General features: G+C 73.0%; 6 protein-coding genes. 4 read left to right on the top strand and 2 right to left on the bottom strand.

What is annotated here, in order from left to right; all coding sequences use genetic code 11:
• The first annotated feature begins 3 nt into the window (after positions 1 to 3).
• On the top strand, positions 4 to 657 hold the full coding sequence (locus ACIQUT_RS06130; protein WP_403559962.1) for a hypothetical protein: 654 nt from the start codon (positions 4 to 6) through the stop codon (positions 655 to 657).
• 167 nt (positions 658 to 824) lie between these two features.
• On the opposite strand, the gene ACIQUT_RS06135 is transcribed toward ACIQUT_RS06130, so the two are convergent.
• Positions 825 to 3,875 carry a bifunctional [glutamine synthetase] adenylyltransferase/[glutamine synthetase]-adenylyl-L-tyrosine phosphorylase gene (locus tag ACIQUT_RS06135; RefSeq protein ID WP_403559964.1) on the bottom strand — a complete coding sequence of 1,017 codons (3,051 nt, stop codon included), beginning with the start codon at positions 3,873 to 3,875 and terminating at the stop codon, positions 825 to 827.
• 288 nt (positions 3,876 to 4,163) lie between these two features.
• Here ACIQUT_RS06135 and ACIQUT_RS06140 point away from each other — a divergent pair, with 288 nt between their 5' ends.
• Positions 4,164 to 7,490 carry a PIG-L family deacetylase gene (locus tag ACIQUT_RS06140; RefSeq protein ID WP_403559966.1) on the top strand — a complete coding sequence of 1,109 codons (3,327 nt, stop codon included), beginning with the start codon at positions 4,164 to 4,166 and terminating at the stop codon, positions 7,488 to 7,490.
• A gap of 81 nt (positions 7,491 to 7,571) precedes the next feature.
• On the top strand, positions 7,572 to 9,662 hold the full coding sequence (locus ACIQUT_RS06145; protein WP_403559968.1) for a PIG-L family deacetylase: 2,091 nt from the start codon (positions 7,572 to 7,574) through the stop codon (positions 9,660 to 9,662).
• A gap of 11 nt (positions 9,663 to 9,673) precedes the next feature.
• Here ACIQUT_RS06145 and ACIQUT_RS06150 read toward each other — a convergent pair whose 3' ends face one another.
• On the bottom strand, positions 9,674 to 10,321 hold the full coding sequence (locus tag ACIQUT_RS06150) for a restriction endonuclease (RefSeq protein WP_403559970.1): 648 nt from the start codon (positions 10,319 to 10,321) through the stop codon (positions 9,674 to 9,676).
• 383 nt (positions 10,322 to 10,704) lie between these two features.
• On the opposite strand from ACIQUT_RS06150, the gene ACIQUT_RS06155 reads away from it, so the two are divergent.
• Positions 10,705 to 11,901, top strand: coding sequence for a DNA sulfur modification protein DndB (locus ACIQUT_RS06155; protein WP_403559972.1), 1,197 nt, complete (start codon positions 10,705 to 10,707; stop codon positions 11,899 to 11,901).
• Positions 11,902 to 12,015 lie beyond the last annotated feature (114 nt).

The raw sequence follows: 12,015 nt of genomic DNA on the forward strand, positions 1-12,015 counted from the left end.
CCGATGTCGCGCTTCCACCGAGCCAAGGCCGCCCTTGAGCGATTCGCGCCCGTGGCTCAAATCAGATCCACGAGCGAAATCGGTATCACCGGGCTCATTCAGGTACCTTCACTCCTTTGGCGTTTCAGTGAACCACACCCGGAGTTGAAGGAGATGTTCACCTCTGTGGTGCGAGATGCGCCGCAAAATATCACCTGGTTCTTCGAGGAAAGGAGGAACTCGTTGATTATGCCGTCGAGGCTCGTCCACGAAGCCGGACCGGGCGGAGAAGGGTATCGCGATATCGCGATCGACATCAGTCAAACCGACCAGGAGTTCTGCATCGCCGCCTCCCAGGACATCGAACTCATCATCCAGGCGATCGCCGAGCAGCCCGCGCCGCCGACCGCGGCGCGGCTGTACGTGACCCAGCTCGCGAAGAGTTCAGCCGACGAGTTGGTGTGTGTCGCTGAGAGCCTCACGGGCGAGGCGCGGGTCGGTATGGCGTTCCGAGCCGTCGGCACGCCCGACGTCGAGGTCCGACTGACCGCGCTCCACTGGTACCCGCCCCGGCCCGAGACCAGGCGGCGAGCCCCTCTCGCCAAGGTAACCCTCGTCGGCGACGGCGCCGGGCGCATCGGCCTCAAAGAACTGCTCGTCAGCGTTCCCGACCACTGAGGAGGGCTGTCGCGGACAGCACGCGCCGGAAGACACACGGCGGAGGTTGAGGAATCGTTCGCGCGGCGGGTGGATGAGGTCTCCGCGACATTCCTGTGCGCACCCGCCCCGAGCAGCAGACGCCTCAGTGGCGGGCCGGCCTGGCGGATGTGTTCCCCGGCGCGGCCTCAGCCGGCGTAGAAGAAGTCGTCTACGACGGCTCGGGCGCGGCGGGTGGTGCGGCGGTAGTCGTCCAGCATTTCGCCGACCGTGCCCTCCGCGTAGCCGAGGTAGCGGCCGACCGCGCCCAGTTCGCGGGCCTCCGTCGGGAAGGTGTCCCCGGCGCGGCCGCGGACCAGCATGACCGCGTTGCGGACGCGGGTGGCCAGGACCCAGGCCTCGTCCAGGATCTGGGCCTCCTCGGCCGGGATCAGGCCGGCCGTCCGGGCGGCGGCCAGGGCTTCGCGGGTGCGGGTGGTGCGCAGGGCGGGTTCGGTCCAGGCGTGCCGCATCTGGAGCAGCTGGACGGTCCACTCGACGTCGCTGAGGCCGCCGCGGCCCAGCTTCGTGTGGAGGGTCGGGTCGGCGCCGCGCGGCAGGCGTTCTGATTCCATGCGGGCCTTGAGGCGGCGGATCTCGCGGACCGCGTCGTCGTCGAGGCCTCCGGAGGGGTAGCGCAGCGGGTCGATCAGGTCGATGAAGCGGCGGCCGAGGTCCGGGTCGCCGGCGACGGGTGCGGCGCGCAGCAGGGCCTGGCTCTCCCAGGTCAGGGACCAGCGGCGGTAGTACGCGGCGTAGGAGGCGAGGGTGCGGACGAGGGGGCCGGAACGGCCTTCGGGGCGCAGGTCGGCGTCGATGAGCAGCGGCGGGTCGGCGGTGGGGAGCTGCAGCAGGCGGCGCATCTCGGCGATGACGGCCTGGGCGGCCTTCGCGGCCTCCTGCTCGTCGACGCCCTCGCGCGGCTCGTGGACGAACAGGACGTCGGCGTCGGAGCCGTAGCCGAGCTCGTGGCCGCCGAACCGGCCGACGCCGATGACGGCGAACCGGGTGGGCAGGGTGTCGCCCCACTGGTCGCGGACGGCGGCGCGCAGGGCTCCGGCGACGGTGGCGGCGGTGAGGTCGGAGACGGCTCGGCCGACCCGGTCGACGAGGGTGCCGTGGTCCTCCTCGGCGGGGCTGTCCTCCGTACCGTACGAGGCGATGATGTCGGCGGCGGCGGTGCGGAACAGTTCGCGGCGGCGGACGCCGCGGGCCGCGGTGACGGCGGCCTCGGCGCTGTCGGCGCGGCCGACGGCGGCCAGCACCTCCTGCTCCAGGGCCTCGTGCGTACGGGGCTGGAGGCCCTCGGGGTCGCCGAGCAGGGCGACGGCCTCGGGGGCGCGCATCAGCAGGTCGGGCGCGAGGCGGCCGGCGGACAGGACGCGGGCCAGGTTCTCGGCGGCGGCGCCCTCGTCGCGCAGCAGGCGCAGGTACCAGGGGGTCTTGCCGAGGGCGTCGGAGACCTTGCGGAAGCCGAGCAGGCCGGCGTCCGGGTCGGCGGAGTCCGCGAACCAGCCCAGCATGACCGGGAGCAGGGTGCGCTGGATGGCGGCCTTGCGGGTGACGCCGGAGGCGAGGGCCTCCAGGTGGCGCAGGGCGGCGGCCGGGTCGGCGTACCCGAGGGCTTCGAGGCGCTGGCCGGCGGCGCGCGGCGAGAGCCGGGTCTCGCCGGGGGCGAGCTGGGCGACGGCGTCGAGGAGCGGGCGGTAGAACAGCTTCTCGTGCAGGCGGCGGACCACGGTGGCGTGGCGGCGCCAGGCCTTGTTGAGCTCGACGACGGGTTCGGTGCGCAGGCCGAGGGAGCGGCCGAGGCGGCGCAGGTCGGCCTCGTCCTCGGGGACGAGGTGGGTGCGGCGCAGGCGGTGCAGCTGGATGCGGTGCTCCATGGCGCGCAGGAAGCGGTACGCGTCGTTCAGCTGGGCGGCGTCGGCGCGGCCGACGTAGCCGCCGGCGGCGAGGGCGTGCAGGGCGTCGAGGGTGGTGCCGGAGCGGAGGGTGGCGTCGCTGCGGCCGTGGACGAGCTGCAGCAGCTGCACGGCGAACTCGACGTCGCGCAGGCCGCCCGGGCCGAGCTTCAGCTCGCGGTCGACCTGGGAGGCGGGGATGTTGTCGACGACGCGGCGGCGCATCTGCTGGACGTCGGCGACGAAGTTCTCGCGCTCGGCGGCCTGCCAGACGAGGGGGTTTATGGCATCGATGTACGCCGCGCCGAGGTCCGGGTCGCCGGCGACGGCGCGGGCCTTGAGGAGGGCCTGGAACTCCCAGGTCTTGGCCCAGCGTTGGTAGTAGGCGAGGTGGGAGGAGAGGGTGCGGACGAGGGGGCCGTTGCGGCCCTCGGGGCGGAGGTTGGCGTCGACGGGCCAGATGCTGCCCTCGACAGTGGTCTCGGAGCAGATGCGCATGAGGTGGGAGGCGAGGCGGGTGGCGGCCTGAAGCGCCTTGGACTCGTCGGCGGTGCTGTTGGTGGTCCCGCCGTTCCCGCCGTTGGCGGTGTTGGCTGCGTTGGCTGCGTTGGCTGCCTGCGCGGCTTCCGCGACGAAGATGACGTCCACGTCCGAGACGTAGTTCAGCTCGTTGCCGCCGCACTTGCCCATGGCGATGACGGCCAGGCGGCAGCGTGCCGCGTCCTCCGGGGCGGCCGCGGTCGCGATGCGGAGGGCGGCGCGGAGGGTGGCGGTGGCGAGGTCGGCGAGCTCGGCGGCGGTCTGGGCGACGTCGATGGTGCCGCAGACGTCGCGGGCGGCGATGGAGAGCAGGCACCGGCGGTACGCGACGCGCAGCGCGACGGGGTCGTGCGCCTCGGCCAGGCCCTGCTCGAACTCGGCGAGGCCGGGGTGCAGGTCGGCGGCCTCGTAGGTGACGAGGGCGTGCCAGTCGCGGGGGTGGCGGGCGAGGTGGTCGGCGAGGGCCTCCGAAGCGCCGAGGACGCCGAGGAGGCGGTCGCGCAGGGGCTTGGAGCTGACGAGGGTGTCGAGGAGGCCGGGCCGTTCCCCGGCGGGCTGTGCCTCGGCGAGGCGGACCAGGCCGCGGAGGGCGAGGTCGGGGTCAGCAGTGGCGCCGAGGGCGTCGAGGAGCACCGGGTCGGTGCGTACGGGGGCCAGCGCGTCGGATTCGAGCAGCCGGGCCGCCGCCGAGGGGTCGGTGAAGCCGCTGCGCAGCAGCATCGTGAAGGTACTGCTCCTGCGTCCCGGGACCGTCATCCCGTCGCCTCCCGCGTCCCGCGTCCGTGTGTCGCTCACCGTCACGGCCCTCGCGGGCCTTGGAGGGAGCCTATCCGGAGCAGGCGTTCGACTCACCGGGGAGCGGGTGGGTGCGCCGGTTGTGGCGCACCGTTGCATATCCTGACGCGGATTCACAGATTCTCGGATTGTCGGACTTTTCTGTCCGTCTTTCCGCTCTGAAGACTGACCACCTTCGGCTGCCCACCCTGCCCGCCGCCGCGCGGGAGGCTGCGCCTGCCCGCCGACCGACCGGCTGTGAGGACCCGCATGCCCGACGGGCACACCGGCCCGGGCACCCCGCCCCGGCTCCACCCCGACGGCCCGGACATCCCGCCGTGGCTCCGGCCGGGCAGCCCGGACGCCCACGCCCCCGGGGCCATCCCCGGCCAGGCCAACGCCGCGGGCGATGCCGCCATCTGGCCCCCCGTCACGCCGCATGCGGAACAGGGCGACGGGTTCGGGGAGGGCTACGGGTACGGGTACGGGTACGGGTACGGGTACGGGCAGCAGGGCCACGCACAGGACCTCGGCCCGGGCCCGGGTCACGGGGCCGACCAAGGGTTCGGCCAGGCCTTCGCGCCCGGGCACGCGCCGGACAGCCACGGCCGGACACACGACGGCCAAGGCCACGCCCACGGCCACGGGTACGGCCACAGCCACAGCCACAGCCACAGCCACAGCCACGAGCTCGGCATGCCGCTGGAGGGACAGCCGTACCCGGGCGGGCACGCCGGCCCGGCACAGGCGGCGCAGGCTTGGGAGAGCGGGGCCTGGTCCCCCGGCCACGGCATACCCTCCGCCGAGCCCGAGTGGCCCGGTGGCTCCGCCACAGGCCCCGCTCCCTCGGCCACTTGGCCCCTCGGAAGCCACGGCTACGCGGCGCCCCCGCCCGGGCAAGGGCAGGCCGCACCGGCGGACTTCGGCATACCCGCCACTGACCCGGCATGGCAGCAGCAGGCCGGGACCCCGTTCGTCCCCCGCCCCCGAACGGGCGACCCCACCGCACCCGGAGCCACCCGGCAGCAGCCCGCCCAGCCCGCCGCCCGGCGAGACGGCGGTACGGCCGCACACGCCGCCGACGCCGAGGACCCGTCCGGCCGAGGCAGCCGGACGCGCCGCCGAACCCGTACGGACGCCCCCGCCGCCCGCCCTCACGGGCGGCGGGTGGTCAGGCTCGTCGGGGTCTTCGCCGCCCTTGCCGCCACCGGCATGTTCGTACTGCGCGGCAGCGACGCCCTCGCCGGCGTCCGTGCCGCCCGGCCGACCACGCCGGCCCCCGCGCACCCGGCCGCAGTCCCCGGCCTCCCCGCACTCCCCTCAGCCTCGACCTCAGCCGCATCCGGATCCTCAGCCGGAACCACAGGCACAGCCACAGGCACAGGCACCGGCACCGGCACCGGCACCGGCACCGGCACAGCCATCGCCCCCGAGACCGGCGGCCAGGTGGTCCAGGTCGTCGCCCACCCCGACGACGACCTGTACTTCATGAACCCCGACCTGCGGTACTCCCTCGCCGCCGGCCACCGCGTCACCACCGTCTACCTCACCTCCGGCGAAGCCGACGGCATCAACGCCGGCGCCGGCAAGCAGGCCACCACCGCGCCCGACAAGCCCGCCTACGCCGAGGCCCGCCAGAACGGCATCCGCGCCGCCTACGCCAAGATGGCCACCGGCGACCGCGCCAGTGCGTGGAAGCGCACCACCGTCCCCACCAAGGGCGGCGGCCACGCCGAGGTCGACGTGCTCGTCGCCAAGCCCGAGGTCAACCTCGTCTGGCTCCAGCTCCGCGAGGCCGGCACCGTCCACGAGCCCGTGCCCGACAGCCTGCGCGGCCTGTGGGACGGCAAGGCGGCCCGCCTGGAGTCGGTGCTCGCCTCCGGCAGCCCGGTCAAGCAGCGGTTCTCGTACACGAAGGAGCAGGTCGTCCAGACCCTCGTCGGCGTGCTGGAGCAGTACAAGCCGACGACCGTCCGCTCCCAGGACCCGACCCCCGGCCGGTACCCGGACACGAAGAAGTACACCGACCACCAGGACCACTTCTACGGCGCCCGCTTCGTACAGGCCGCCCTCGCCGCGTACGCCGAACGCGTCACCGGCCGCCCGCACTTCGCCGTGCAGAACTACATCGGCTACTTCAACGGCTCCCTGCCCGGCAACCTCGCCGCCGACGAAGCCAAGGAAAAGCTGGACATCATGGGCATATACGCCTGGATCGACCGGCAGAACCACTGCGGCAGCACCGCCGGCTGCGGTGACCTCAAGGTCGCCGACCGCCCCGAGGGCAACAACTGGACCTCCTCCATCAACTACGCCCGCGGCTCCGGCACCTCCTGGCTGGCCTCCGACAAGGAGCACGGCCTGTGGGCCTTCAAGGTGCTCGACGGCCAGGTCGCCGTCTGGCACCGGGCCGGGCTGCTCGGCACCTGGACCGGCCCGCGCCTGCTGCCCGGCACCGGCATGGACCCGGGCGTGTCCGCCGTGGCGCTGCGGGACGGCCGGATCGCGGTCTTCACCACCCGCACCTCCTTCGGCGCCCGGCCCGCGGACTACCGGCGCGAGGTCGTGTACGCCGTCCAGAAGCGCCCGGGCGCGGAGGAGTTCGGCGACTGGCAGTCCCTCGGCACCCCCGAGACCGCCGACGAGAACTGGACCTCCGACATCAGCGCCCCGGCCGTCTCGGTGGACGGCAGCGGGCAGCTCGCGGCGTACGTACGCGACGGCGCGTACACCCTGCGCGGGCGGGTGCAGCGCGCGGACGGCAGCTGGGGCCCGTGGGAGCAGCACGGCGGCGCCGACCTGCACGGCACCCCGGCCACCGCGACCGACGCCGCCGGCCGGCGCATGGTGTTCGCGGCGACGACCAAGTCGGTGACGGCCTGGGTGCAGCCGAAGCCGGGCGCCCCGCTGGGGGCGGCGGCGCCGACCGGGCTGCCGGACACCACGCTCCCGCTCACGGTGGAGGGGCGTGAGGGCGGCGTACGGATGTGGTTCCGCAAGCCGGGCTCGGGCGACGTCCGCACGACCCTCTTCACCGCCGAGGAGAAGCCGGCAGGCACACCCGGCGGCAGCGCGGCTACCACCACCGCCGCCACCGCCACCATCGCCCTGAAGGCGGGCCCCGTCACCGACCTCGGCGGGCTCCAGGGCTTCGGCGCGGTCGCGGCGAGCGGGCACGTCCTGGCGGGCCGCGCGGCCGGCGGGCAGCTGGGCTCGGACCTGGGCCGGGGACGGCCGTGGGCACGCTCGCCGCTGATGTTCGTCGGCGCCCCGTCGGCGGCGGTCACCGGCACACCGAACGGCCGGAACACGGTCAGCCTGGCCGTCGTCGGACTGGACGCGCGGCTGTACGTGACCTCCTCACCCGGCGGCGATAGGGCCGCACAGGACAAGAAGACCAAGGAGACCGAACAGCCGTACCTGACGCCATGGCAGCCGATCGGCGCCAACGGCAACGGCAACGGCGGCGGCAGCAGCAGCAGCAGCAAGAACGGCAACAACAAGAACAACCGTCCGGCCGTCGCCCCGCGCGCCGCACAACCGCAGGAGACCCCTCGCACCTCCCCGCAGGATCGGAGTGATCGGCGAAAAGGGTGAACCAAGTCGCGTGTTTTGGACTCTCACTGACTGCTCAGCGGTTTTTCCCCGCCCGGAACGACCCGAAGGCCAGGCCTGACGATGCCCCTTGCCCGTCGCCGCTTCCTCCTCGCGGCCCTGCTCCCGGTGTTCACCGTCGGCGCCACCGGCGTGCTCGCCATCGCCACCGGCGAGCAGACGTCGGCCGAGGCCACCCAGGAGGGCAAGCCGGCCGCGGCGCTCCCGGCCAGCGTCACGAGCGGCTCGGTCGTCCAGATCGTCGCCCACCCCGACGACGACCTGTTCTTCATGAACCCGGACCTCAGCCGCACCCTCACCGCTGCCAACGCCCGCACCACGCTCACCACCGTCTACCTGACCTCCGGCGAGGCGGACGGCCGCAACGAGGCCCGCGGCGGCGCCGCCTGGGACCCGGAGCAGCCCGCCGACCACGCCCACTACGCGGAGGCCCGCCAGAACGGCATACGCGCCGCCTACGCCCAGATGGCCACCGGCGACCGCACCAGCGCGTGGAAGCGCACAGCGATACCCACCGAGGGCGGCGGCTCCGCCGAGCTCGACGTCCTCGCCGCCAAGCCCGAGGTCAACCTCGTCTGGCTGCAGCTGCGCGAGGCCCGCAACCCGACCGCCGAGAACCCGGACAGCCTGCGCGGCCTGTGGAACGGGAAGATACCGGCGCTCGGCGCCCAGCTGTCCTCCGGAAGCCCCGTCAAGCAGCCGTACACGTACACGAAGGACCAGGCAGTACAGTCCATAGCGGGGATCCTGGACCGCTACCGGCCGACGACGATACGCATGCAGGACCCGACCCCCGGCCGCTACCCCGACACCGGCAAGTACACCGACCACCAGGACCACATGTACGGCGCCCGCTTCGTGCAGGCCGCCACCGCCGCGTACGCCGAGCGGGTCACCGACCGCCCGCGGTTCACGGTGCAGAGCTACCTCGGCTACCACAACGGCTCCCTGCCCCACTCCCTGGACCCGCAGACCGCCGAGACGAAGATCGGCTTCCTCAAGACGTACGCCTGGCACGACCGCGAGAACCACTGCGGCAGCCCCTCCGGCTGCGGCGACCGCAAGGTCGCGGGCAGCCCCACCGGCCGCAACTGGGCCCAGTCCCTGCGCTACGCCCACGGCGACAACGCCTCCTGGCTGACGGCCGGCACCCCCGGCCGGCTCTGGGCCTTCGCCGCCCTCGACGGCCGGCTGGCCGTCTGGACCCGGGAGGGCACCCCCGGCCGGTGGACCGGCCCGGCCCTGCTCCCCGGCGGCGGCATCGACCCGGGCGTGGCCACCGCCCACTTCCCCGACGGCCGCCTCGCGGTCCTGGCCACCCGCACCACCCTCCACCCCGGCTACCGGCGCGAGGCGGTGTACGCCGTCCAGTCCGCGCCCGACGGCCCGTTCGGCCCGTGGCAGTCGCTCGGCACCCCGGAGACCGCCGACGAGGACGGCACCTCGGCGATCAGCACCCCGGCAGCGGACGTCTCCGCCGACGGGCGCCTGACCGTGTACGTACGCGACTCCCGCCGCACCCTGCGCGCCCGCGAACAGCAGCCCGACGGCACCTTCGGCCCCTGGCGGAACCTGGGCGGCGAGGACCTGCAGAGCGACCCGGCGACCGCGACCGACTCCGCCGGCCGGCTCCACGTGTACGCCACCACCGGGAAAACCGTCCTGGCCTGGATCCGCCCGAACCCGAACGCCCCCCTGGAGGGCCCCTTCCCCACGGGCCTGCCCGCGACCACGGTCCCGCTCACGGCGGCCCCGGAGGGCACGGGGATCCGCCTGTACTTCCGCCGCCCGGACTCGGGCGTGGTCCGCACGGCCCTGGTGACGCCGGGCCACGGCACGGGCACGAAGCCGCAGGTCTCCAGCGTCTCCGAAGCGGGCGGCCGGGCGGGCTACGGCGCGGTCGGCGTGGCGGGCCGCTTCCTCTCCGGCCGGACGGGCACGGGCGCGGTCAGCACGACGAGCCTGGGCGGCCCCCCGGCCTGGACGGAATCCAAGATGCTGTACGCGGGCGCCCCGTCCGGCACCGTCGAACAGACGGGCGCAACGACCACAGCAGTCCTGGGCCTGGACGCAAACCTCCACATCACCACGACCACACCCCCCACCCGCCCCACCCACCCCACCTGGCACCGCGCGGTCCTCTCCCAGCCGTAACGGGACCCGTGTCAGAGCGGCGGCCGCAGCTCGACGACCTGGTACAGGTGGTCGGCTTCCGCCGACCACCTCGCGAGGGCTTCGCGGTCGATCAGGCGTATCCCGTGCGCGTCTCCCCACTGGGCGGCGTCCCTGGTGAAGGACCCATTGGTGACAACGATGGCCACGCCGGCCCGGTAGACCGGCCCGGCCGTGCCGTTGATCCGGTACAGCACCTCGGAACCGACCTTGCGGCCCCGGGTGGTGTGCTTGCACTGCACCGCCATCGCCTGGCCGGCGGCGTCGAACGCCAGCACGTCGACCGCCTGGTCCCCTCTGCCGCCGATGACCTGGGCCCTGAGACCGTCCCGCTCCAGCAGCCGGCGCACGACGTCCTCGAACTCGCCCGGGGTCACACGGTCGATCTCCTCGACGGAGGGGCTGTACCCCGCCCGCCGCTCCGCGCGATCCGATCCGAGCCCGGCCCGCCAGGCCGCCCTGCGCCGGGCCTCCTCCAGGACGCGGCGCAGCCGCATGTCCCGGTTCTCCCGCGCGAGCCTGCGCATCTCCGCCTCGTGGCGCCTGAGCCGACGCTGATGGAAGCCCCGGGCGAAGACCACGACGGGAAGGGCCAGCAGCAGGCCCACGGTGAGCGAGGCGGACACATCCTGGATCCGCATGAGCCCGCTCCCCGCATCCGCCGAGGCCAACGGCAGCCCGGAAACCCAGTTGTTGAGCACGGGCAGCCCGAGCGCCCCCACGACAACCAGCCCCAGCTTCCACCCGCCAACCGCCCGATACGGATACTCCGGCCGCCCCTGCCCCACACCGCCCCCACCCACGCTGCATCCCAGTGAGCCGGAGCATAAAGCCGGCCACTGACACCGCCACCCGGAACACCCCGCCCACCCACGAACGGCCCACGAACGGCGCAGAGTTCACGCGTACATCTTCTTGCGTAGAAGCCGGACCTACCGAGATGAACCGACGCACTACGCGACGACTTCCCCCGTAGCTTCGCCCCCATCGGACGTAATCGACGTCCATGTGCGAAGGAACCAACATGGAAGACTCCTCCGAGGCCAGCGGCGCAGCACCGTCGCGGCCGAAGATTCCGTACGGGCGCGTCGCCTACCCAGCCATCGGCTACAAGATGGGCAGCCGGCAGATGGTGACCACCGTGATGAGCCCGGTCACCTACGTCGGGACCGTCGGCGAGCGCGAGAACTGGGACCCGCTGCAGGGAACCGGGACCAACCGCAAGGAGGACAAGAACCACCGGCAGGCCATCGCCAAGTACATCGAGGAAACCGAGGACTACGTCCTCAACTCGGTCCTCGTGTACTACCGCCCCGACGAAGCCAAGTTCGTGGCGGACGACGCCGAGGCCCCCATCAGCATGGGGACGCTGTACGTGCAGCCCGGCGCGAAGGCCAAGGTGGGGGACGGCGGTCACCGCACTTCCGCTTACGGCGACGTCATCGAGGCCCACCGGCACGGCGACGAAGTGTTAGAGCGGCTGCAGGCCAACGGCCAGCCCGTGATCGTGGTGCTGGACGACGACCAGGCACGTCGCGCGCAGGACTTCACCGACCTGCAGCAGAACGCCAAGCCGCTCAACGCCTCGATCGCGCAGTCGATGGACCGTCGTCAGGCAATCAACAAGATCTTGTTGGAGGACGTGCTGAAGGACGGCCAGGTGCCGGTCTTCGAGGGGGGCAAGCGAGTCGAGTTCCTCACTGACTCCCCCGGCAAGCTCTCGCCGAAGCTGACGGGGTTCAAGACGCTGCGGTATGCGACGGGCACGCTCCTGGTGGGGACCGGCGCCCGCTCGTCCCGGACGTGGGACGAGGCCGTCGCGGTCGAGATCGCCACCACCGGGCACGACGACGCGCTCCAGAGGATGATCGATTTCTGGACCGGGTTTGGCATGCTGCCCGACGTAGCCAGCGCCCTGTCGGTCCCCAGCGGTGTCGTCAAGCTGCGCGAGACCACCTGGCTGACCAGCGCCAACGTGCTGTACGCGCTGGCGGCGGCGGTGCGCGAGGTCACCCACGGCGCCAACCTGACCATCAAGGAGGCGATGGAGGCGGCCGCGAACATCGACTTCACCCGGGCCGGGAGCACGTTCCACGGCACGCTGGTCGAGCCGGCCCAGTACAACGGCGGCAATCTGGTAGCCAAGGCGAAGACCCTGACCGGTCGCGACGCCTGGGAGGGTGCCGCGGAGAATCTGGCCGCGAAGATCCGACGGAACTGACGCAGTCAGTCCGGTCAGCTGCTCCTGCCGCCGAATTGGACTTCTTCAGCGTGCTGAGTGACAGCGACCCCTCATGGCGAACTGAACGGCCGTGGTGCCCGCGGCCGATGGCCG

It is taken from the genome of Streptomyces sp. NPDC090445 (assembly GCF_044769385.1).
Classification (GTDB): domain Bacteria; phylum Actinomycetota; class Actinomycetes; order Streptomycetales; family Streptomycetaceae; genus Streptomyces.